Source organism: Paucibacter sp. PLA-PC-4, assembly GCF_026241155.1.
Classification (GTDB): domain Bacteria; phylum Pseudomonadota; class Gammaproteobacteria; order Burkholderiales; family Burkholderiaceae_C; genus Roseateles_E.
In genome coordinates, this window is sequence record NZ_JAPFGP010000018.1 from 37,805 (window position 1) to 58,967 (window position 21,163).

Sequence of the window (21,163 nt, forward strand, 5' to 3'; positions counted from 1 at the left end):
CAAAGGCTTCCTCCATGCCCGCTTGGCTGCTCCGACTCGATCATCATTTCCCGATCCGCTACAGCGCCTGGCTGCTGTGCATCATCGCCGCGCTGATCAGTGCGATCGCCTGGGTGCTGGACGGCGTCGACGGGCTGGCCGTCGTGATCTTTGGCTCACTGAGCCTGGTCGGCCTGGCCGATGTGCGCCAGACCAAGCGCTCGCTGCTGCGCAACTATCCGGTGATCGGCCATCTGCGCTTCATGCTGGAGTTCATCCGCCCCGAGATCCGCCAGTACTTTCTGGAGGCCGACAACGAGGCCGCGCCGTTCTCGCGCCAGCAGCGCTCGCTGGTCTACCAGCGCGCCAAGGGCGAGCCCGACAAGCGCCCCTTCGGCACCCAGCTGGAGGTCGGTGCGCTGGGCTATGAATGGATCAACCATTCGCTGCAGCCCACCCAGCTGCCCAGCCACGACTTCCGCGTGCTGATCGGTGCCGACCGCGCCCAGCCCTACGAGGCCAGCGTCTTCAATATCTCGGCGATGAGCTTCGGCGCGCTCAGCGCCAATGCCATCCTGGCACTGAACGCCGGCGCCCAGCGCGGCGGCTTCGCCCACGACACTGGCGAGGGATCGATCAGCTTGCACCACCGCCAGCACGGCGGCGACCTGATCTGGGAGATCGGCTCCGGCTACTTCGGCTGCCGCAACGAGGACGGCAGCTTCAACGCCGAGCGCTTCGAGCTCAATGCCCGCGACCCGCAGGTCAAGCTGATCGAGCTCAAGCTCAGCCAGGGCGCCAAGCCCGGCCATGGCGGCGTGCTGCCCGGCCCCAAGGTGACCGCCGAAATCGCCGCCGCCCGAGGCGTCAACATCGGCGAGGACTGCATCTCGCCGGCCTCGCACAGCGCCTTCGGCACGCCGCTGGAGATGCTTCACTTCATCGAGCGGCTGCGCCAGCTCAGCGGGGGCAAGCCGACCGGCTTCAAGCTCTGCATCGGCCATCCCTGGGAGTGGTTCGCGATCGCCAAGGCCATGCTGGAGAGCGGCATCGTGCCGGACTTCATCGTCGTCGACGGCGCCGAGGGCGGCACCGGCGCCGCCCCGCTGGAGTTCACCGACCATGTCGGCGCACCGCTGCAAGAAGGCCTGCTGTTGGTGCACAACACCCTGGTCGGGCTGAATCTGCGCGACAAGGTCAAGATCGGCTGCGCCGGCAAGGTCATCAGCGCCTTCGACATCGCCCGCATGATGGCGCTGGGCGCCGACTGGTGCAATTCGGCGCGCGGCTTCATGTTCGCCTTGGGCTGCATCCAGGCCCAGACCTGCCACACCGGCCACTGCCCCACCGGCGTCACAACCCAGGACCCGCAGCGCCAGCAGGCCCTGATCGTGCCCGACAAGGCCGAGCGCGTGTTCCGCTTCCACCAGCTGACCCTGGAAGCCCTGCGCGAGCTGGTACAGGCCGCCGGCCTGCACCACCCCAGCGAGATCTGCGCCGCCCACATCGTCCACCGCATCAACAAGCACGAGGTCCGCTTGCTGGCCAATCTGCTGCCCTTCATCAAGCCCGGCAGCCTGCTCACGGGCGACTTGCCCGGCAATGTGTTCAAGATCTATTGGCCGCTGGCCAGCGCGCACAGCTTCGCGGCGCAGGGAGCGGTGGGCCCGGCGAGTTGAGGGGCTGATGCATTGGAAGCATCGATAACAGCCTGGCGCGCGGCGCCGCCTTGCAAGTTTCTAATGTTCCCAACGGAGGGCAGGGGCATGTCTTGACTGCAGGTTAAGGCATGCCCACGAGCCAACTGGGCAGTTTTCGCTAGCCACGACTTGGCAGCGCAGTTGCGCTCTCAGCCCATGTGCAGTCTGCAACGGTGATGCCTCCTTAAAATTGGCGAAGGCAAGCAGCATCCCCCCTGCGGAGCGCAACATGGCCTTGGTCAACAAAGTCATTCTCATCGAGGGTGCGAGATGAAGCTCACCATCCGCAAGCAGGAAAGCGGGGAAGGACGAGCGATCGTCATTGAGCGCTCAGACCCACTCAGGCATTTCAGCAAGGATGGTCCTTGCGTAAGGCTTCTGGCTTTGCTTGTCAGCCAATGCCCCGCTGTTGCACTCGTAGTTCTAGTGATGGGTGTTGGGCGCGGTTGGTGGTAATGCCCATGTCGGCGGCTGAGGGCAACTCAACCCTCTCGAAGATCCGTACGCTTGTCGAGAACTGTGAACCTAATCCCGTCCGCGCCATCAGGAAGCAGCCAACTCGTCTGTCAGCTCGGGATGGTTGACGATGAGCCGCATCAGGCAGGCCACGGCGCCAGGTGGCGCGAAGCGGCCTTGCTCCCAGTCGCGCAAGGTCGCCACCGGCGTGTCGATCCTTTCAGCGAAGGCGGCCTGGGTCAGGCCCGACTTCTCCCGCGCTTGACGCACGAGGATCTGCGCAGGCGTGGTGATACGCCCCTCGCCCGCCCGCGCTTCCTTCAGCGCCTGACGCAGATCGGGCAGTGCCTCGCCGGCATCGGCCTCAATGGCCCGCGCCACCGCTTCAAGGTCAAACTTCCTATTGCTCATGTCAGACCACCTTCTTGATGTTGGCAGGGTTCATGTTGCCCCGATCAGCCTTGGCATAGACCGCCACCAGCAGCACGAGTTCTTCATCGCTCAGGTTGAAATAGATCACCCGCGCACCGCCCGATTTGCCCGAACCCGCTCGGCTCCAACGCAGCTTGCGCGCTCCGTCCGCGCCGGGGATCACATCACCCGCGGTCGGATTCACCGCAATCCAGTCAATGAACGCCAAACGCTCAGACTCATCCCACACCTTGGCGGCCTGCTTCTGAAAGGTCGGCGTTTCGATCACCGCGCGCATGAGACTGAGTCATACGGGGATCCCGTACAAACAGCAGTGAACCCCCGCCAGCACAGGAATTCGCGCTTCCCCTATCCTGCAGCCCTGCCGTCCACCTCGCTGTTCCCGCCATGACCCTGCCCATCCCCTCCTGGCGCCGCCTGCTGCTTGGCGCGCTCGCTACCCTGGCCCTGCTGGGCGGCTGTGCCACGCTGGACGAGAAGCAGCGGGAATGGATCTTCCAGCCCAGCGACCGGACCTGGTCCGGTGGGCTGGCGGCGGCCGAGGGCATGGATGAGGTGTGGATAGCCTTCGACTCCAAGCTCAGCGGTGCGCCGGTCAAGCTGCACGGCCTTTGGATCCCGGCGGCGCGCGCGGATGCGCCGGTGCTGCTGTACCTTCATGGCGCGCGCTGGGATGTGCGCGGCAGCGCCAACCGCATGCGCCGCATGCAGGAGCTGGGTTTTTCAGTGCTGGGCATCGACTACCGCGGCTTCGGCCAGAGCAGCAAGGTGCTGCCCTCCGAGACCATGGCCTACGAAGACGCACGCGCCGCCTGGGACTGGCTGGCGACGCAGCATCCGCGTTCGCCGCGTTATATCTTCGGCCATTCGCTGGGCGGCGCCATCGCGGTACACCTGGCCAGCGAGGTGCAGACCGCAGCGGCCGGCCTGATCGTCGAGGGCAGTTTCACCTCCATCCCCGAGGTAGCCAGCAGCTACAAATGGGGCTGGTTGCCGGTCGGCCCGCTGATCACTCAGCGCTTCGAGGCAGGCGAGCGCATCGCCGGGCTCAAGGTGCCGGTGCTGATCGTGCACGGCAGCGCCGACCGGGTCATCAAGCCCGAACTCGGCCGGGCACTGTTCGAGCGCGCGCCCGAACCCAAGCGCTTTGTGCTGGTCGAGGGCGGCTCGCACCACAACACCAATGCGGTGGGCCAGGGGCTCTACCGCGAGGCGCTGGCCGAGCTGTTCGGCCACCGCGCTCAGTAAGAAGCAGTGCTCCAGCGCTGCTGCTGCAGCAAGGGGCTGACCCGGTAGCGCTCGCTGCGATAGGCGATGAACAGCCCGTCCAGCAGGGTCGCCACCATAGGCGCGCCCAGAAGGGCCAGCCACTCGAAAGGCCCGGCCGGATAGTTGACGCCCAGCTTCATCGCCAGATCGGCGCCTTGCTCGTCGCAGACACCCTGCCACACCGCATCGGCCCCCTCGTTGACCAGCATGGCCACGGTGCGGGCCACGGCAAGACCCGGAACATCGCGCAGTACCAGGGGCTGCCAGCCCAAGCGGCGCCATAGCGCCACCACCTGAGCCCGCGCGGCTTCGCTGGCCTGCGGCGCAAAGGCCAGCGCCAAGGCGTCGGCCCGGTCCGGTGCCACCGGCCAGTCCATCACGCCCAGCTCCGGATGCTTGCGCTGGTGCGCCAGCTCGGCCGCGCTATGGCCCATGGTCAGGTGCAGTTGCAGCTCACCGAGTTGCAGGCCGGCCCAGTCGGCCGACTCACCACGGCTGAAGCTCAGGCCCTTGTGCGCCAGCCAGTCGGCCAGACGCTCGACCAGCGCACCGCGCCCGACCACGCTGATCGGCGGCAGCTCCACACTCTCACCGGCCGCATCGACCGGCGCCGCCGCGGCAGGCACGCCTTCGTAAAAGCCCTTGCCAACCTTGCGGCCCAGCCGTCCGCCGTCGACCAGAGCTTTTTGCACCAGCGAGGGCATATAGCGCTTGTCGCCGAAATTGGCGTCATAGACCGACTGCGTCACAAGATAGTTGGTGTCGTGGCCGATCAGATCCATCAGCTCGCAAGGCCCCATTCGGAAACCCGCACCGCGCAGCGCGCGGTCCAGCTCTGCCGGCGAGCCGGCCTGCTCCAGCAGCAGGGCCAGCGTCTCCGCGTAATAAGGCCGGGCGATACGGTTGACGATGAAGCCGGGCGTGGACTTGGCATGCACCGGCGTCTTGCCCCAGCGCTTGGCCAGTTCGTAGATCACCTGCGCCACGCGGGCCTCGGTCTCGGCGCCCCAGACCACCTCGACCAGCTTCATCAGCGGCACCGGATTGAAGAAGTGCATGCCCACCAGACGGGCCGGGTTCTTCATGCCGTTGGCCAGCGCGGTGACGCTGATCGAGGAGGTATTGGTCGCGATGATGGCGCCCGGCGCCAGCAGCGCATCGAGCTCGCGCAGCAGCGCCTGCTTGGGCTCGAGCTTTTCGACGATGACCTCGATCACCAGCGCCGCATCAGCCAGCTCGGCGGTGGCTGTAGCCGGACTCAGCCGCGCCAGCACCGCCTCGCGCGTGCCAGCCTCCATGCGGCCCTTGAGCACCAGGCCGTCCAGCGCCTTGGCGATCGAGGCGATCGCCGCCGCCGCCGCGCCCTCGCGCACATCCAGCAGCTTCACCGCGTGGCCGGCCTGGGCCGCCACCTGGGCGATACCCGCCCCCATGATGCCGGCGCCCACCACGCCAATCGGCGCCGGCTCGCTGCCGGCCACGGTCCAGATCTGATTCGTCTCGCTCATCTCAACAATCCTTATTGGGGAATCCAGGCGGCCGGCCGCTTGGCCAGGAAGGCGGCAAAGCCCTCGCGCGCCTCGTCCGTCATACGCACTCGGGAAATCGTCTGTGCGGTCAGCTCGCGCACCGCCGGCGTCACCGGCCCGACCTCCAGCTCGGCGAACAAGGCCTTGATCTCGCCCTGGGCCGCCGGGCCATTGGCCAGCAGCTCGTCGACCCAGCGCTTGATCGCGGCGTCCAGCTCGTCCAGCGCCACGACCTCGTGCACCAGGCCCATCGCCAGCGCCTGCGCGGCGCCGATGCGGCTGGCTGTCAGCGCCAGGCGCTTGGCCTGGCGCGGCCCGACCGCATTGATCACATAAGGGCCGATCACCGCCGGCAGTATGCCGAAACGCGCCTCGCTGACCGCGAACTTCGCCTCCTCGCTGGCCACCGCGATATCGCAGGCCACCGCCAGGCCGACCCCGCCGCCCAGCGCCAGACCCTGCACGCGGGCAATCGTCGGCTTGGGGCAGGACGCGATCTTGTGCAGCATGCCGGCAAAGCTGCGCGCGTCCTCCAGATTCCACTCCCGCGTGGCCTCGGAGGCCCGCTTCATCCACTGGATGTCGGCGCCGGCGCTGAAGGCCTTGCCGGCCCCGGCCAGCACGATCACGCGCACCCGCGGATCGGCGATCAAGCGGTCAAAGCCCTGACCGATCTCGCTGATCATGACCTCGTTGAAGGCATTGAACACCTCCGGCCGGGTCATCGTCAGCTGGGCGACGCCGCGCCCATCCACCTCGATATGCAAAGTCTCCACGCTGAAACTCCTGGTAATCGGGGGAGTATCGCAGCGGTGCGGCACCGGGATCGGGTACCTGGGCGCAGCGCGTCAGCCGGCTCTCTCGGGAGGCTCGGTGCTCTCGCGGTCGTAGCACTCGACCATGTTCTGCGCACGAAACATCTTCCAGAGCCCCGGCTCGCCACGTCGGCCGGGCCCGATCAAGATCTTGTTGGAATCCGGGTACTCGCAAGTCTCGATGTCGACCACATTCGACAGCGCCAGATAGCGCATACCCACCTTTCCGGTATTGATGGTCTGATGCGCCACCTCGGGCCCACCGGTCGGACAGGCAATCACATCGTGTGGTCGGATCGGGTAGCGCTGCTCGCCAAAGCGCAGCTCGCCTTCTCCTTCGAGGATAGAGAACCTCTGTTCCTCGCCATGAAGATGGTGGAATGGGCACTGCGCCTTGCCGGGCGGCTACACCGTCAGGTTCTAGCCCAGCTTGCGGGCACGGATGTGGTCGCTGATCTGGGCGCCCCTGGACGTGTAGTAACCGTTCTCCTCGACATCGTTGAACTTCAGTTCGTCGAGATTCATGATTGGCTTGGTCACGATAGAACGCCGTTAAGACGATAAGGATCTAGGTCTTCGCGTTGGCCTTGATCTTGCGGACCGCCGCCACGTCTGCGAGAAACACCACCAAGGCGTCTCGCTCATCCTGCGAGAGTTCCTTGCTTTCCATGAGGTGCAGTCTACTGATAACCACTTCAAGGGCCTCGGTCAGGTGACCGATCTGCTTGCCATAGCTGCCGACCTGCTCAATGACCTGCTGCTCGACCTTGGCGTTGGACGTGGCGCCAAGGTTGACGCTGAACAGGTTGAAAGACCAGTTCGAAAGAACGGGCTGGGTCAGCGAACTCGGCGCCAGCTGTAAGGGCATATAGACATTTGCCACGGAATACTCCCTGCGCGCGATCAATGCGAATGCAACACTATTCTGCGGCGAAACGCGCTAGCGACTCAGCGCCCGAACAAACCTTTCACCAATCCGCCCAGCCCTTTGACCACACCAGAGACACTGACGCCCAGCGTCTCGGCCAGACCCGAGGCCAGCTTGGTGGCCAAGTTTTCGTTGAGCGAGAACGCCGGGTCGTCGAGACGGCCTTCGAGCGTGAAGCGCACCTCCAGGCGGCCATCGCGCGTCATCGCGGCCAGCACCGCTTGGCGCGGTACGCCGGCAAAGGTGGCCAAGGGGCCGCCGCTGGCCAGCTCCAGATTCGTCAAGGTCAGTGTGCCGGGCGCGCGCAGCCGCTCGCCGACCACCGTCGCATGGACGACCAGGTCCAGTGTGCCGCGCCGCACGCCGGCCTCGGCCACCTTCAGCAGATAGGGCTGCAGCGCCAGCAGGTCCACATCGCTGAAGCGCGCGCGCAGATCGGCATCGTGGCTGGACGGGGTGTAGAGCCCTTTAATCTCGATGCGACCGTCACGCTGCGGACCCTTGAACACACCGCCAAGCTCGATCTGCACCGCGTCGTCCAGCGCAGGCAAGCTCAGCGGACCGAGCTTGGCCGCCAGCTGCTCGATGCGCAGCTGCAGCGCTGGGCGGCGCACCGAGTGGTCGAAGAAAGCCAGGCCGCCGTCGATGATGCTGATCTCGTCGATTTCGATCGCCGGTACCGGGGTGGGGTCTTCACTTGGCGCCTGCGCCCGGCCAGCGCGCTCGTCGAGCAGGGCCGGCAGCAGGCGCAAGCGGCCGTCGCGACCGCGCTGCGCGGACACAAAGCCGCCCTCGACCGACACGCTGGCAATGCGCCAGGGTCCGCCCAGCAGGCTGCGCAAATCGGGCCGGATGTGCACGCGGTTGGCCCGCAGTTCGTCCTCGGCCGGCCAGCCCGGCGCCGCCTGGATGCGCAGCTCGCGCAACTCGACACTGCCGCTCCAGCCGATGCTGATGCCGCCTAGGGTCGCGCGCGGCCCCAGTGCGGCCTCAATCCGCGTTTGCAGCTGCCACGCGGCTAGGTAGGGGCCGGCAACGAGCAGCAGGAGCAGGGCCGCCAGCGGTATGGAGGCTAGAACAGCAAAACGACGATGGCCGCGGGTCACAAGGAAGAGGGCAAAACAGGGTGCGCCATCCTAGCGAAAACCGTAGGGAGGTTCTCTCAAGCTTGTGAACCCTGGCTCCAGCAGCATGGCGCGCAGCGAATTGATCGGCACTTGGTGTCAAAAAACTTTACACAGCCAGGAATGAGCGCCTCTTCGAATCTGAAACCTCTCATATAAATCAATAACTTAAATAGCATGGCATGCATCATGCGAACACGCCCTCAGCCGCGCTTAAGACGAGCAATTGCGCTTCATTCACTCAGGAGACTGCCTTGAAACTGAAGACATGGCTTGCCACAGCCGCAATTGTGGCCACCTCAATCCCGTTGCAATCCCATGCGGCACTGCTGATCGGCGGTGATGCCGCGAGTCAGGCGACCGCGTCCAGCATTCTGGACATCGTGTTCGCTATCGATACCAGCGCGAGCATGTCGGATGACATTGCCTCCATTGCACTGAGAGCGCAGTCAACCATTCAGAATCTGAACTGCCCGACAACGGACTGTTATGTGCGGGCTCGCTTCTTTGGCATCAACGGCGTCTCAGGTTCGGTCTTCAACGAGAACGCCCGCACCTACATCCTCGGCCGTCCCGGGGTAAGCAGCAGCCTGATCAACAGCACTGAGGACAATGCGCCGGTGGTGACCGATCTGGTCAACTACTACGAGTGGAACAATGATGCCGCGCCTGGCCAGGACTATTTCCGCGCTATCGTGACCATAGGCGATGAGGGAACGCAGGACGGCTCGCCTGTCAACACCGCCGACTATGAAGCTGCCGTGGTCGCCAATCAGGCCGCCAAGGCGGCCGGCATTTTGTTGTTCTCCTGGGTAGCCGATGATCCGACGAGTGCGGCCGTGAGCCCGCTGTTCCAGGCAATGGCCACAGGCGGCTCGATCACCTCCGGTGGCGCGACCTACAACTACCAGAACACCGGCGGCGGCTTCGTGTCCGGACCGCTGACCGATGTGACCGTCGAAGCTCAACTCGAGGCCATTATTTGCGCCGCAGCGTCTGGTGGCCCAGGCAATGGTGTGCCGGAGCCAGGAAGTCTGGCCTTGGCCAGTCTGGGACTGGCCGGTGCCTGGGCGCTTCGTCGACGCCGCACAGCCTAGTCCGCCGGTATTTGCCAGCACTGAAGCCTCGCCTATGTGAGCGAGGCTATTTTTTTTGCCTCACCAATACACTCAGACCCGCTGCAATGGAGCTATACCTTGCCCGCATTGCGATTCCCGCTTAGAGGTCACAGTCTGCGCAGGACTCTCCTGGGCCCGTTGGTGTGGCTCCTGCAGGCTTGCGACAGCACCCCGCCCGCCGACCCTGTCGCGATAGCCCGGTTGATCGATGGCGGAGAAGCCGCCACCGCGAGCATCGAACTGAAGAATCAGTTGCAGGTCAAGCCGGACCAAGCACAGCTTCGATTTCTGCTCGGGCGTGCCCTGCTCGAACTCGGCGAGGTACCAGCCGCCGAGATCGAGTTGCGCCGTGCACTGAGTTTGGGGCTGCCTGAGGCAACCGTGGGCCCGCAACTGGCAAGGGCACTGCTTGCGCAACAGCGCTACAAACAACTCACCGAGGATTTTGCAAACACCAGTTATGCAGATGCAAGTGCAACGGCAGAAATGAATACGCTGGTCGCCACTGCCTTTCGCCAGCAAGGCAACCTGACAGAGGCAGAGCAAGCAGTCGCCAGTGCGTTGACGCATAAGCCGGATCATGTGCCGGCGCAGTTGATGCAAGCCAGCCTCAAGGCGGCGCGAGGCCACGAACCTCAAGCGCTGGCGATGGTCTCTGCAGTGATTCGCAAAGAGCCGGAGAACCTGCAAGCGTGGGTGTTGCAAGGTCAGTTGTTGTATGCGCAGGGTGACAACTCTGGCGCGGTTGACTCCTTTAATCGGGCCTTGAGAATCCGAACAGATTCCGTGTCCGCGCACGCTGCACTGATCGCTCTGCACTTGGCTGGGGCCGACACAACCTCCGCACAGCGGCAGTGGCTGGCCATGCAAAAAGCCTTGCCCAACAATCCCCGCACTCGCTTGTACGAGGCCAAACTGGCCTTGCTGCGCGGGGACGCCAAGCTTGCACGCGACATCACGACGGAATTGCTGCGTGGCGGTGGCGGCAATGTCGAGTTGCTGCTGCTCGCGGGAGCCGCTGAGTTGACGATGAAGTCTCCTGCCCGCGCCGAGGCCCTGCTGTCGCGAGCCGTCGGCATTGCCCCGCAAGCCGAGATGCCGAGGCTGATGCTGGCGCAGGTACTGCTGCACAGCGGTCAGTACCAGGCCGCGATAGAAACCCTGAACCCGCTGATGCACAGGGATCCTCCGCCTGCTTTAGCTATTCCCTTGCTTGCCCAGGCAAAGCTGATGCAAGGGGATGCCAAGACCGCCGATCAGTTGTTCCAGCGTGCTGCCGCCCGCCAGACGGGCAGCAACGAAATCACCCTGGCGGCAGCCCGGGCGCGCGTCAGGCTGGATCCGGGCGAAGCCGGTTTTGAAGAACTTCGGACGCTGTCCCGCATCGACAAGGGTGGGGATGCAGATCTGGCACTGATCAGCGCACATCTGGCTCGCGGTCAGGCCCCCCTGGCTTTAGCCGCCATCGACGAGCTTGCGCGCAAAAAGCCCGAGATGGTCCAAGTCGATGAGTTGCGGGGCCAGGTGCTATTGCAGCAAAAGAAGCTTGAGGCCGCGCAAAGGGAATTTGAGCGAGCGCTGCAAAAGAACCCCCAGCACTACCCAGCCATCGCAGGACTGGCGGGCATTGAGCTAGCACAGGGCAAGCACGCAGCGGCGGTTGCGCGTTTTGAAGCCTTGCGCACCCAGCAGCCAGCACATCTGCAGGCCACGCTGGCGCTTGCAGAACTGCAACCCGAAACCGTAGAGGGCGTCGCTGCCGCAACCAAGTTGTTGAAAGAGGCCATCGCCGCCCACCCGGATCTGAGCGCACCCCGGCTAGCGCTGATCGAGTTGCAGTTGCACAGCCAAGATTACAAGCAGGCGGTGGCCACGGCCCAGGCTGCAGTGGTCGCATTGCCTGGCGAGCCTGCCCTGCACGACGCGCTAGGCCAAGCCCTGAGCGCGAACGGCGAGGTTCAGCAAGCCATCAACACCTTTGGGCAACTGGCTGGCATGACGCCGTCAAGCGCGGTCCCCCATCTACGGGTGGCTGAGTTGCAGATGAAAAAGCAGGATTTCGCTGCAGCTAGGTTGGCCGTGCGAAAGGCGCTGAACGCCGAACCCGGTGCCGTCGCAGGTCTGCGTCTTGGAGCCGCGTTGGCGGTGCGAGACAAGCAACTACCGCAAGCCCTGGCCATGGCCAAAGAGGCACAGAAGCGCCATCCCGACGACGCCGCCGGATTTGCCATGGAGGGTGAGGTCCGGGTCATCATGGGCGACAAGCCTGCTGCCGAGCTCGCGCTAAGACAAGCCGTCAGCAAACGCGATGCGGCGCAAGCCGCGCGGCAATTGCATCAGTTGCTGCTATCAGACTCACGTCAAGCTGAGGCGGAACGATTCGCCAGTAGCTGGCTGACCCGGCATCCTGGCGACATACCGTTTCTGCACCATCTGGCCGAGCGCGCGTTGGCTCGAGAAAACTGGTCCGACGCCGAGCAGCACTACCGCCGCATTAGTGAGCAACGGCCGCTCGATGCCCAAGCATTGAACAACACCGCCTGGCTGCTGGTGAAGCAGAGCAAACCTGGCGCATCGGACTTTGCCAAACGGGCACTCAAGGCCTCACCCGACAACCCGGCCATCTTGAACACACTGGCACAAAGCTATGCGCACGAGGGTCAGTTGTCCAAGGCCATCGAGGTGCAGCGCCGGGCTGTCAGCATGGCCCCAGAAATGGGCTCTCTGCGTCTGGAAATGGCCAAGCTCTATATCGCGTCGGGCGATCTTGCCCTGGCTCGTGATGCACTGGGTCAGCTGGAAAAGCTAAAGGCCAGCCCTCTTGCGAAGGCCGAGGCGCGGCAGTTGCTCGCAAAGCTGGACTCCAGACACTGAACTCCAGATGGTGCAACAACAGCGATACAAGGATGCGCGCCGCACAATGCGGCTATGCCACACCGCACAGACATCTTCCTGCAGCCGCTGAGGCTTGAGGGTTGTGAGATCCAGATCGAGTCCCAGTGGCTCAGTGCCCAGTCACGCAGCGAGCCGAGTATCGACAGGAGGCGCCCGCTGATCGTGTTTCTGCACGAGGGCCTGGGCTCGCTGTCGCAATGGAAGGACTTTCCGCAGCGCCTGTGTGAGGCGGCCGGCTGCCGTGGGCTGCTGTTCTCCCGCCCCGGCTACGGGCACAGCACGCCGCGCACCGAGCCCTGGCCGCAAGACTATCTTCAGCGCCAGGCGCGCGGGCTGCTGCCGGCCTATTTTGATGCGCTGGGGCTGCAGTGCGAACCGCTGTTCCTGTTCGGCCACAGCGACGGCGCCTCACTGGCCTTGCTGTTTGCCGCCTATTTTCCGGCGCGCGTGCGCGCCCTGGTGGCGCTCGCGCCGCATCTCTTCGTCGAGCCGACCACGATCACCGGCCTGCGCGCCGCCAAGACGGCTTACGAGCAGGAGCCCAGCGCGCTGAAGGCCGCGCTGAGGCGCCACCATGCCAACACCGACTCGGCCTTCTACGGCTGGAATGACGCCTGGCTGCGGCCGGGCTTCGAGGGCGGCTGGAATATCGAGGCCGATCTGAAAACGCTGGCCTGCCCGGTGCTGGCGCTGCAGGGTGTGGACGACGAGTACGCGACGCTGGCGCAAATCGAGGCGATTCGCCGCATTCATGCGCCGACCCGCCTGGTCGCGCTGCCGCACTGTGGCCATGCGCCGCACAAGGACCAGGCCGAAACCGTGATCGCCCAGACCCTGGTCCTGCTGCAAGAAATCGGCGCCTGAGCCGCTCAGGGCGGCGCGGCGCTCCCACCGACCACCTGGTTGCGCCCGCCCTGCTTGGCGCGGTAGAGCGCAGCATCGGCCGCCTGCAGCAGCGGCGCGGCTTCCGGCGAGCCGGCGAGTTCGAGCATGGCCAGGCCGATCGAGACGGTCACCGCCAGCTCGATACCGCCGCCCACCGGAAGGCGTTGGTCGGCGATGCGCTGACGGATGCGCTCAGCTACCTCGCGGGCGGCAGCGGCAGGTGTGCGTGGCAACAGCACGACGAATTCCTCACCACCCCAGCGCGCCACCGTGTCACCGGCGCGCAGTTGGCCCTGGATCATGAGCCCCACCGCGCGCAGTACCGCATCCCCGGCGGCATGACCGTGCCGGTCGTTGACCGGCTTGAAATGATCGATGTCGAGGAACAGGCAGGCCAAGGCCTGGCTGTGGCGGCGCGCCTGGCTGATCTCGATCAGGCAGCGATGCTCGAAATAGCGCCGGTTGTGCACGCCGGTCAGCACATCGGTCAGGCCAGCCCGCTTGACGCGCTCCTGGTTCAACGCGCTCTCCAGGCAGACCGAGGCGATCGCCGCCAGGCGCTCCAGGAACTTGGTGCCGGCCCCGCTGTTGTAGCGCGCTGCATCGCTGCTGCCGAACTGCAGGCAGCCGATCAGTTGGCCGCGCCGGCTCAGCGGCAAGAGCGCCACCGAGGCGATGCCGGGCGCAGCGCCGAACAAGTCGCCGTGCAGGATGGCATCGTAGGCGCCCAGCCAAGGCCGCTGATCCAGATCCAGCGCATCGAGCGCCCGCAGGGTGGGCGGCAGCTGCAGGCCAGGCAAGGCGGTGTGCTCATGCAGTTCGGCGTCCAGGATGCTGCGGATCTCCAGTTGGGTGTCCAGCAGGGTCAGGCCGACGAACTCGATGCCGAACACCGGCCGGTACTCCAACAACAGTAGGCGCAGCAGCTCGCCCAGCGAGCCGGCCGCGATCAGCCGGTGCTCCAGCTGGTCGAAGCGGCGCATCTTGTCCTCGTTGGCACGGGCCTCCCGCAGCATGTCTTCCAACTGCTGGCGCAGGGCCTGGTTCTCAGCCCTAAGTTCGCTCGGGTGCATGCTCAGCCATCATCCATCGCCCTCGCGCCATCGACGCTGGCGCTGATGGGCTGCGATTCTCGCCGCATGCCGGCACCTGGCCCGTGCAGGAAATCCCGGCCCGGGTTCACAATCGCAGCATCAGCGCACCCGACCGATGGCTGCAACACCGACGCATCACCCCACCCACAGGCTGGCGGCCGGGACGTTTTTCGGCCTGTGCCTGGCACTGTGCGCCAGCCTGACCGCCGCCCAGCCCATACGCCATGCGATGGCCCAGCAGCAAAGCAGCCAGGTCATCACCTACGAGCTCGAGGTTTTACAGCTGCTGCTCGACAAGACCCGGACAAGCCATGGCGACTACGGCCTGCAGGCCACCGAGGTCGTGACACAAAACCGCGCCTTCTTGCAGCTGCAGGCCGGCGAAGTGGATGTGCTGAGCTCAATGAGCTCGGCCGAACGCGAAGTCCAGGGCCTGGCGTTGCGGGTCTGCCTGTATCGCGGCCTGCTGGGCGTGCGCCTGCCGGTAGTGCTGGCCGGTCGTGCGGCGGAGCTCGATGCGTTGGACCAGCCAGGACAGCTGCGCTCACTGCGGCACGGCCAGGTCAGCGACTGGCCCGACAGCCAGATCCTCCTGGCCAATGGCTGGCGGGTCGAACGCATGCCCAGGCTGGCAGCATTTGCCGAGCTGCTGCGGCGGGATCGCATCGACACTTTCGCGCTCGGTGCCATCGAGGTCTATCCGATTGCCGATGCCCATCCGGGGCTGACCGTGCTGCAGCGCTGGGCCATCGCCTATCCCTCGGCCTTCTACTTTTTCGTCAGCCCCAAGCGGCCCGAGCTGGCCGAGCGGCTGCGCCGGGGCTGGGAGCTTGCGCTGGCCGACGGCAGCTTTGTCGCCCTGTTCGAGCAGCGCATCGGGCCTCAACTGGCGCGCGCCCGTCTCGATCGGCGGCGCTGGATGGTGCTGAACAACCCTCTGCTGCCGCCCGACACGCCGCTGGACAAGGCGCCATACTGGCATCCGCTGGTGCGCAGCAAGCTGCTGCTCACCCTCAACTCAGGAAAGCCCCGACCATGATTCTCGAAGTCGCCGACATCCGCATCCAGCCCGGCCAGCAGGCCGAATTTGAAGAAGCAATCCAGCTGGGCATCGCCAGTGTGATCACGCAGGCCCAGGGCTTTGTGCGCGCCCAGGTCCAGCATGGCATCGAGTCGCCCGAGCGCTATCTGCTGCTGATCGAATGGCAGACGCTGGAAGACCACACCGTGCACTTCCGCGGCGGTCCGCTGTTCGCCGAGTGGCGCGCCATCGTCGGCCCCTTCTTCGCCAGCCCGCCACAGGTCGAGCACTTCGAGCTTGCGGCGCAGCGCCTGGTCTGAGGCCCGTCCAGAAGCAAGAAGGCCGGGCACCCTCGCGGCTGTCCGGCCTGCGCCAATCGTGTTGGCAGCGTCTTACTTCTTGGCCTTCTTGGCGGCGGCCTTGGCAGCCGGCTTGGCCGCAGCCTTGGCGGGCTTCTCAGCGGCCTTGGCAGCCTTGCGAGCGGCAGCCTTCGGATCGACAGCGGCCTTGAAGCCAGCGCCCGGGGTGAACTTGGGCAGCTTGGCGGCAGCGATCTTGATCTTGTCGCCGGTGCTGGGATTCACGCCGGTGCGGGCTGCACGGGCGTGCTGCTTGAAGGAGCCAAACCCGGGGATAGTGACCGCGCCGCCCTTTTTGACGGTGGTCACCACCGCGTCCAGCAGGGTTTCGATGATGCGGCCGGCTTCGGCCTTCGTCAGTTCGTGCTTGCTGGCCAGGTGCTCGATCAGTTCGGTTTTGTTCATTCCAGGATCTCAATTCTGTGTGGCGCCCGACGATCTCGGGCGGGCGCAATTCTCACTCATAAAACGCAAGTCTCCCGATGACGACGCGGGAAAACGCTGATCTGCAATTGTTTCAAGTGCGTGCTGGCGTGCAGAAGGTCGCAGGGAAAGCGCACCGGCATCGGCGCCATCGGTTTGTTTTATGGTCGCAACCAGGGTCTGCGCGGTGGCTGGGCCGGCCTGCAGCAAGTTGATTCGCAGCGCCGGCGGGAGCTCGCGACGAAGGCCCTCGCTGATCGCGCGCAGCGCCTGCTGCGTGGCTTCGTGCACGGCAGATCTACCGTCGTCGGGCTCGACAATGTTGATGATCTGCCCATGGCCGCGCGCCTGCAGCAGCGGCAGGCCGGCCGCGATGCCATGCAGCGCGCCGCGTAAATTGACATCGATCATCCGATCCCAGTCATCAATGCGCAGCGCGTCAAGCGCCGATGGCGCAAGCAGCCCGGCACTGTTGACTAGCACGTCCAGCCGGCCGAACCAGGCGTGGGCCAAGCTGATGAAGCGCTGCGTGCTGCGACGGTCCGTCACGTCCACGATATGCCACTGAGCCGACCCGCCGGCTCGCACGATGAGCCCCCCCAAGGCCTCGATCTGCGGCCGATCGCGCGAGCCCAGCACGACATGGGCGCCCTGCGCAGCCAGCAGCCGGGCGGCGGCCGCGCCGATGCCCCCGTCGCCCGCCTCGGTGATCGCGACGACCTTGCCTTCGATTCCTGACGACATGAACGACTCCTTGATGCCTGCTTGCCGGATTGGCGCGGGGTTGGGCGGCAGTCTAGAAAATCGTCTCGACGCGGCGGTAGCCCGTTCCTGCAGGCTTCTTGCCCAATGCTCCGAAACTGCTCTCGCGGCCATGTGCGGGCCGCGCCGGCTGACTAGACTCGCGCCATGTCCGCGACCACCACGCTCAACCCTGCCAACGCCAGTGAGTACCAGGTCCAGTTGCTGCTGCGCCAGGCTGAACTGGTACAGCGATTGGCCGCACTCGCACCGCAAGACGGCGAGCAGACCACGCCCGTGCCCGGCCTCAGCCTGTGGCGCCTCAGTGCCCCCAGCGAGCCGCACCACGGCCTGCACAAGCCGGCCGTCTGCCTGATCGCGCAAGGCGCCAAGCGCCTGTACCTGGCCGACGAGCTGTACGATTACGACGCCAGTCACCACCTGGTTGTCAGCCAGGACCTGCCGGTGATGGGTCAGGTCTTGCAGGCAACCGAGGAGCAGCCCTATCTGTGCGTGCGCCTGGACATCGACCCGGCGGCGCTGGCCGAGCAGGCGCGCCATCTGAGCGCCCCGCCCACGGATGATCCGTCCAGCACCCGCGGCGTCTTCGTCGGCCACAACAGCATTGAGCTGCTGGACCCGGTGCTACGCTTGCTGCGCCTGCTGGAGTCTCCGCAGCACCTGCCCGCGCTCGCGCCGCTTGCACTGCAAGAAATTCTCTACCGTCTACTGTCCGGCCCCGAAGGCTGGCGGCTGGCACAGACGCTGACGGGCGGCAGTGGCGGCTCTGCGGCGCGCATCGCTCGAGCGATCAACTGGCTGCGTGAGCGCTATGCCGAACCCCTGAGCATCGCGGCAATGGCCGAGGCCGCACACATGAGCCCCTCATCGCTGCATCACCACTTTAAGGCCGTCACCGCGATGAGCCCGCTGCAGTACCAGAAGCGCCTGCGCTTGCAAGAGGCGCGCTGCTTGCTGCTGGGCGGCGGCATCGATGCGGCCGGCGCCGCGCACAAGGTCGGCTATCAAAGCCCCTCGCAGTTCAGCCGCGAATACAGCCGCATGTTCGGCGCGCCGCCAGCCCGCGATCTGCGCACGCTCAAGGAGCAGGCGCTGGGCCGACTCGGACGCTGACCCCGGCGTGAAGCCGTAGCAGCCCGCCGCACAGCACGCGCGCGGTCATGCCGCCATGGCCGCGCATCGCGTTGTAGCCGCCCGGGCCGAGCAACTCTTCCATCCGTGAGCAGGGCTCGCAGGGGCCGGTCAGTTCCAGCACGACATCTTCGCCAATGCACAGATGCAGAACCTGGTCGCGAAAGAGACTGCGCGCGGCCATCAGGTTCAGACCGGAGATCACGAGGTTGCGGCGCAGCAGCGCGGGGTCAAGGCTCGCTCTCCCGCTCAAGGCCGCGACCACCGGCAGGTGCTCGGCCTGGATCAAGCTGACCTGACGCTTGCCACCGCTGCGCTGGGAGCTGCGGTCGCCATCCAGGCCCCGCCCCTCAAGGGTCAGGACTTGCTCGACGGAGATCATGGCAAGGCGGCGTGCCGGCCGCAGCAGGATGGCCTCGAGGCGGCCGGGGCGCGGAAACTGCTGGCACAGGGAACGGAGATCGTCGGGCATGGCAAGAAGTCTGGGCCAGAAAACGCAAAGGGTCAGCACTTGCGTGCTGACCCTCATTGTTTGGTGCCCAGAAGAGGACTCGAACCTCCACGGAGTTACCCGCTAGTACCTGAAACTAGTGCGTCTACCAATTCCGCCATCTGGGCTAGTTTCCCTTCAGCACATTCACCGAACTGCGCGAAGAGGCCGGACTATAGCACGCTAATTTGCAAGCGCGCAAGACATAGCCCCAATCTGTTACTCAGGCCGCCGAGGTCATCTTGAAAATCCCTGTCGCATTGGCGGCGTCGAAGCGCAGATCCAGGCCCTGCTGATCGTCCTCGCGTTCGCGCTGGATAAACTCATAGAACGAGCCCGGCACTGCCTGGGTCAAGGCCCGACCCTCATGCAGGAACTGGCGTTCCACTTGGGCCGCGCGGAAGGCGGTCTGGCGTACCCGGCCAGAGGCCGAGGTCTCGATGCTGTCCTTGATCGGCCGGCCCATCACGCGCTGGGTATCGGCCAGCAGCTCGATGTCGGCGACACGGTCGGTCGCGTGGTTGAAGGCATTGCCCTCGGTCGCGATCCAGGCCATCTCGGCCGACTCGGCCAGCAGGGCCTGGTAGTCGGCCAGCGCGAACAGCGGGTGCTGGCGCTCGAAACAGCCCAGCAGGCGCGGCACCAAGGACAGCGCGGCATTCCAGGGCAGTACCTTATCTCGCGCCAGCTGCTCTAGCAGGGCCAAATCGGCACTGGACAGCGGATCGCGCGAGGCGCCGATGACGCGGCTCACAGCCGCCTGGAAGCCAGGAGAGAACTGCTCGGGATGCAACTCGGAGACGAAGAACTGCGCGATATCCTCGGGGAAGTCCTCATGTCGCCAGCTGCGGCCGGTCATCTTCAGTCGTGCCAACGGATAGGTCTCGGCGTGGGCATAACCCAGCGGTCGCAGCACCCGCGTGATCGCCGCCTCGCCGGGCGGCAAGCCACCGCACGGCCAGGCCACGGTGCGCAGCGCACCATGGTCGAATACCACGCGCTCACCGGCGCGCTGGCAGTCGGCCACATAGGCGGCACCGGCCGGCACTCGCGCGAGCAGATCACGAAACAGCGCCATGTTCAGTGCCTGCGCCAACTCCGCCCGCGACACCGTGTCGCGGACCGGCTTCAGCAGTGCCGGCATCACCTGCAATTGAGTCAACGTCTCTTGCGTCGCCCCCTCGCCCAGCAAGGCGCTCAGCAGGCGGCTCAGCCCGGATTCAGTCATTGCAATATCCCTCAAACATCAAACTTCACGCCCTGCGCCAGCGGCAGCGAGCGCGAATAGTTGACCGTGTTGGTCGTGCGCCGCATATAGGCCTTCCAGGCATCGGAGCCTGACTCGCGGCCGCCGCCGGTCTCCTTCTCGCCGCCAAAAGCGCCGCCGATCTCGGCGCCCGAGGTGCCGATATTGACGTTGGCGATACCGCAGTCCGAGCCGGCCGCGCTCATGAACGTCTCGGCCTCGCGGATGTCGTTGGTAAAGATGGCCGAGGACAGGCCTTGCGGCACCTCGTTCTGCAGCGCGATCGCCTTATCTAGGGTCTCGTACTTCAGCGTGTAGAGGATGGGGGCGAAGGTCTCGTGCTTGACGATGGCGGTCTGCGCAGGCATGCGCACCAGGGCCGGTGCGGCGTACCAGGCCTCGGGATACTGGGCAGCGAGCACTCGGTCACCGCCGCTGACTTCACCACCCTGCTCGCGCGCGGCGGCCAGCGCGGCCTGCATCGCATCGAAGGCTTGCTTGTCGATCAGCGGGCCAATCAAATTGCCGGCATCGACGGGCGAGCCGATCTTCAGCTGCGCGCGCGCGCGATCCAGGCGAGCCACCAGATCGTCATGGATGCTCTCATGGGCGATGACGCGGCGCGTCGTCGTACAGCGTTGGCCCGCCGTGCCATAAGCGCCGAAAAGGATGCCGCGCACGGCCAGGTCCAGGTCGGCGCTGGGGGTCACGATGATGGCATTGTTGCCGCCTAGCTCCAGCAGGCAACGGCCGAAGCGCGCAGCCACGCGCGGGCCGACCGCGCGGCCCATGCGGGTCGAGCCGGTGGCGGACACCAGCGCGACACGGGCATCGTCGACCATGGCCTCGCCGACGACAGCGCCGCCGTTGAGCACCTGGGACAGATAGGCCGGTGCGCCTTCGTAACGGGCTACCGCCTTCTCGAACAGCGCCTGCGTGGCCAGGGCCGTCAGCGGCGTCTTCTCGCTGGGCTTCCAGAGGCAGCTGTCGCCGCAGACCAGGGCCAATGCTGAGTTCCAGGCCCAGACGGCGACCGGGAAGTTGAAGGCCGAGATGATGCCCACCACGCCCAGCGGCAGGTACTGCTCCATCATGCGGTGGCCGGGGCGCTCGCTGGCGATGGTCAGGCCATGCAGCTGGCGCGACAGGCCGACGGCGAAGTCGCAGATATCGATCATCTCCTGCACCTCGCCCTCGCCTTCGCTCGTGACCTTGCCGGCCTCCAGCGAGACCAGGCGGGCCAGGTCTGCCTTGTGGGCGCGCAGCTCTTCGCCGAACAGGCGCACCAGCTCGCCGCGCTTGGGCGCGGGCACGGTGCGCCATTGCATGAAGGCAGCGTGGGCGCGGCCGACGGCGGCCGTCATTTCGGCCGCGCTGGCCTGGTGCACGGCGCCCAGCACCGCGCCGTCGATAGGCGAGCGCACGTTCAGGGTGCCGCCGGTGTAGGCGGCAGCGGGAACGCCTAGGGCGCTCAGCAGGTCTTGCGTTTGATTCGTCATGGTCTGGA

20 protein-coding genes, 1 tRNA gene and 1 pseudogene are annotated in these 21,163 nt (G+C 65.7%); 8 read left to right on the forward strand and 14 right to left on the reverse strand.

All coding sequences use genetic code 11. The annotated features are described in order from the left end of the window. The first annotated feature begins 14 nt into the window (after positions 1-14). Positions 15-1,658 (forward strand): FMN-binding glutamate synthase family protein, encoded by a 1,644-nt coding sequence (locus tag OOZ63_RS23340; protein WP_266008040.1) that lies wholly within the window; start codon positions 15-17, stop codon positions 1,656-1,658. Positions 1,659-2,222: 564 nt separating this feature from the next. On the opposite strand, the gene OOZ63_RS23345 is transcribed toward OOZ63_RS23340, so the two are convergent. Next, positions 2,223-2,546, reverse strand: a complete 324-nt coding sequence (locus tag OOZ63_RS23345; protein WP_266008041.1) for a helix-turn-helix domain-containing protein — start codon at positions 2,544-2,546, stop codon at positions 2,223-2,225. A 1-nt stretch (position 2,547) separates the two neighbouring features. After that, complete coding sequence (locus tag OOZ63_RS23350) at positions 2,548-2,844, reverse strand: DNA-binding protein (protein WP_266008043.1); 297 nt, start codon at positions 2,842-2,844, stop codon at positions 2,548-2,550. A gap of 110 nt (positions 2,845-2,954) precedes the next feature. Between OOZ63_RS23350 and OOZ63_RS23355 the strand changes: the two genes are divergently transcribed. Next, complete coding sequence (locus OOZ63_RS23355; RefSeq protein WP_266008044.1) at positions 2,955-3,815, forward strand: alpha/beta hydrolase; 861 nt, start codon at positions 2,955-2,957, stop codon at positions 3,813-3,815. Here the strand turns inward: OOZ63_RS23355 and OOZ63_RS23360 are convergent. The 5 genes and pseudogenes from OOZ63_RS23360 to OOZ63_RS23380 form a co-directional block, all read right to left on the reverse strand. Beyond that, complete coding sequence (locus OOZ63_RS23360; protein WP_266008045.1) at positions 3,809-5,344, reverse strand: 3-hydroxyacyl-CoA dehydrogenase; 1,536 nt, start codon at positions 5,342-5,344, stop codon at positions 3,809-3,811. The genes OOZ63_RS23355 and OOZ63_RS23360 overlap by 7 nt on opposite strands. Positions 5,345-5,355: 11 nt before the next feature. Further along, positions 5,356-6,141 (reverse strand): enoyl-CoA hydratase-related protein, encoded by a 786-nt coding sequence (locus OOZ63_RS23365; protein WP_266008046.1) that lies wholly within the window; start codon positions 6,139-6,141, stop codon positions 5,356-5,358. A gap of 72 nt (positions 6,142-6,213) precedes the next feature. Further along, positions 6,214-6,573 (reverse strand): annotated as a pseudogene (locus OOZ63_RS23370) (cupin domain-containing protein); the annotation flags it as partial. Positions 6,574-6,748: 175 nt separating this feature from the next. Beyond that, on the reverse strand, positions 6,749-7,063 hold the full coding sequence (locus OOZ63_RS23375) for a hypothetical protein (protein WP_266008047.1): 315 nt from the start codon (positions 7,061-7,063) through the stop codon (positions 6,749-6,751). A gap of 65 nt (positions 7,064-7,128) precedes the next feature. Then, on the reverse strand, positions 7,129-8,214 hold the full coding sequence (locus tag OOZ63_RS23380; RefSeq protein ID WP_266008048.1) for a DUF748 domain-containing protein: 1,086 nt from the start codon (positions 8,212-8,214) through the stop codon (positions 7,129-7,131). Between the two features lie 200 nt (positions 8,215-8,414). On the opposite strand from OOZ63_RS23380, the gene OOZ63_RS23385 reads away from it, so the two are divergent. The 3 genes from OOZ63_RS23385 to OOZ63_RS23395 all read left to right on the forward strand — a co-directional run bounded on the left by OOZ63_RS23385 (position 8,415) and on the right by OOZ63_RS23395 (position 13,109). Beyond that, positions 8,415-9,329 (forward strand): PEP-CTERM sorting domain-containing protein, encoded by a 915-nt coding sequence (locus OOZ63_RS23385; RefSeq protein WP_266008049.1) that lies wholly within the window; start codon positions 8,415-8,417, stop codon positions 9,327-9,329. A 162-nt stretch (positions 9,330-9,491) separates the two neighbouring features. Then, positions 9,492-12,224, forward strand: a complete 2,733-nt coding sequence (gene prsT, locus OOZ63_RS23390; protein WP_266008050.1) for an XrtA/PEP-CTERM system TPR-repeat protein PrsT — start codon at positions 9,492-9,494, stop codon at positions 12,222-12,224. A 54-nt stretch (positions 12,225-12,278) separates the two neighbouring features. Then, positions 12,279-13,109, forward strand: coding sequence for an alpha/beta fold hydrolase (locus tag OOZ63_RS23395; protein WP_266008051.1), 831 nt, complete (start codon positions 12,279-12,281; stop codon positions 13,107-13,109). Between the two features lie 5 nt (positions 13,110-13,114). Here OOZ63_RS23395 and OOZ63_RS23400 read toward each other — a convergent pair whose 3' ends face one another. Beyond that, the gene (locus OOZ63_RS23400; protein WP_266008052.1) at positions 13,115-14,203 is read right to left on the reverse strand and encodes a sensor domain-containing diguanylate cyclase; all 1,089 of its coding nucleotides are present in this window, start codon (positions 14,201-14,203) and stop codon (positions 13,115-13,117) included. 136 nt (positions 14,204-14,339) lie between these two features. Here OOZ63_RS23400 and OOZ63_RS23405 point away from each other — a divergent pair, with 136 nt between their 5' ends. Both OOZ63_RS23405 and OOZ63_RS23410 read left to right on the forward strand, forming a co-directional pair. Next, positions 14,340-15,263 (forward strand): hypothetical protein, encoded by a 924-nt coding sequence (locus OOZ63_RS23405; RefSeq protein ID WP_266008053.1) that lies wholly within the window; start codon positions 14,340-14,342, stop codon positions 15,261-15,263. Next, on the forward strand, positions 15,260-15,565 hold the full coding sequence (locus OOZ63_RS23410) for an antibiotic biosynthesis monooxygenase family protein (protein WP_266008054.1): 306 nt from the start codon (positions 15,260-15,262) through the stop codon (positions 15,563-15,565). Before OOZ63_RS23405 ends, OOZ63_RS23410 begins: the two co-directional genes overlap by 4 nt. Before the next feature lie 72 nt (positions 15,566-15,637). Here OOZ63_RS23410 and OOZ63_RS23415 read toward each other — a convergent pair whose 3' ends face one another. Continuing rightward, positions 15,638-16,009, reverse strand: coding sequence for an HU family DNA-binding protein (locus tag OOZ63_RS23415; RefSeq protein WP_266008055.1), 372 nt, complete (start codon positions 16,007-16,009; stop codon positions 15,638-15,640). Positions 16,010-16,018: 9 nt separating this feature from the next. Further along, positions 16,019-16,903, reverse strand: coding sequence for an SDR family oxidoreductase (locus OOZ63_RS23420; RefSeq protein ID WP_266008056.1), 885 nt, complete (start codon positions 16,901-16,903; stop codon positions 16,019-16,021). Between the two features lie 33 nt (positions 16,904-16,936). Here OOZ63_RS23420 and OOZ63_RS23425 point away from each other — a divergent pair, with 33 nt between their 5' ends. Continuing rightward, positions 16,937-17,902: an AraC family transcriptional regulator gene (locus tag OOZ63_RS23425; protein WP_266008057.1), complete on the forward strand. Its 966-nt coding sequence runs from the start codon at positions 16,937-16,939 to the stop codon at positions 17,900-17,902. Here OOZ63_RS23425 and OOZ63_RS23430 read toward each other — a convergent pair. The 4 genes from OOZ63_RS23430 to OOZ63_RS23445 all read right to left on the reverse strand — a co-directional run bounded on the left by OOZ63_RS23430 (position 17,868) and on the right by OOZ63_RS23445 (position 21,155). Continuing rightward, positions 17,868-18,392 carry an MOSC domain-containing protein gene (locus OOZ63_RS23430; protein WP_266008058.1) on the reverse strand — a complete coding sequence of 175 codons (525 nt, stop codon included), beginning with the start codon at positions 18,390-18,392 and terminating at the stop codon, positions 17,868-17,870. The two genes, OOZ63_RS23425 and OOZ63_RS23430, sit on opposite strands and share 35 nt — an antisense overlap. Before the next feature lie 61 nt (positions 18,393-18,453). Then, positions 18,454-18,538, reverse strand: a tRNA-Leu gene (locus OOZ63_RS23435). A gap of 95 nt (positions 18,539-18,633) precedes the next feature. After that, the gene (locus OOZ63_RS23440; protein ID WP_266008138.1) at positions 18,634-19,623 is read right to left on the reverse strand and encodes a DUF1338 domain-containing protein; all 990 of its coding nucleotides are present in this window, start codon (positions 19,621-19,623) and stop codon (positions 18,634-18,636) included. Between the two features lie 26 nt (positions 19,624-19,649). Further along, a complete protein-coding gene (locus tag OOZ63_RS23445) occupies positions 19,650-21,155 on the reverse strand; it encodes an aldehyde dehydrogenase family protein (protein WP_266008059.1) in 1,506 nt (501 codons plus the stop codon). Positions 21,156-21,163: the final 8 nt, after the last annotated feature.

Bases quoted from the DNA above. Each gene is read 5' to 3' on its own strand.
- OOZ63_RS23405 (WP_266008053.1), top strand. From the start codon at position 14,340: ATGGCTGCAACACCGACGCATCACCCCACCCACAGGCTGGCGGCCGGG.
- OOZ63_RS23360 (WP_266008045.1), bottom strand. From the start codon at position 5,344: ATGAGCGAGACGAATCAGATCTGGACCGTGGCCGGCAGCGAGCCGGCG.
- OOZ63_RS23415 (WP_266008055.1), bottom strand. From the start codon at position 16,009: ATGAACAAAACCGAACTGATCGAGCACCTGGCCAGCAAGCACGAACTG.
- OOZ63_RS23445 (WP_266008059.1), bottom strand. From the start codon at position 21,155: ATGACGAATCAAACGCAAGACCTGCTGAGCGCCCTAGGCGTTCCCGCT.
- OOZ63_RS23425 (WP_266008057.1), top strand. From the start codon at position 16,937: ATGTCCGCGACCACCACGCTCAACCCTGCCAACGCCAGTGAGTACCAG.
- OOZ63_RS23385 (WP_266008049.1), top strand. From the start codon at position 8,415: ATGCATCATGCGAACACGCCCTCAGCCGCGCTTAAGACGAGCAATTGC.
- OOZ63_RS23395 (WP_266008051.1), top strand. From the start codon at position 12,279: ATGCCACACCGCACAGACATCTTCCTGCAGCCGCTGAGGCTTGAGGGT.
- OOZ63_RS23420 (WP_266008056.1), bottom strand. From the start codon at position 16,903: ATGGCCGCGAGAGCAGTTTCGGAGCATTGGGCAAGAAGCCTGCAGGAA.
- OOZ63_RS23350 (WP_266008043.1), bottom strand. From the start codon at position 2,844: ATGCGCGCGGTGATCGAAACGCCGACCTTTCAGAAGCAGGCCGCCAAG.
- OOZ63_RS23345 (WP_266008041.1), bottom strand. From the start codon at position 2,546: ATGAGCAATAGGAAGTTTGACCTTGAAGCGGTGGCGCGGGCCATTGAG.
- OOZ63_RS23430 (WP_266008058.1), bottom strand. From the start codon at position 18,392: ATGCCCGACGATCTCCGTTCCCTGTGCCAGCAGTTTCCGCGCCCCGGC.
- OOZ63_RS23410 (WP_266008054.1), top strand. From the start codon at position 15,260: ATGATTCTCGAAGTCGCCGACATCCGCATCCAGCCCGGCCAGCAGGCC.
- OOZ63_RS23355 (WP_266008044.1), top strand. From the start codon at position 2,955: ATGACCCTGCCCATCCCCTCCTGGCGCCGCCTGCTGCTTGGCGCGCTC.
- OOZ63_RS23400 (WP_266008052.1), bottom strand. From the start codon at position 14,203: ATGCACCCGAGCGAACTTAGGGCTGAGAACCAGGCCCTGCGCCAGCAG.
- OOZ63_RS23340 (WP_266008040.1), top strand. From the start codon at position 15: ATGCCCGCTTGGCTGCTCCGACTCGATCATCATTTCCCGATCCGCTAC.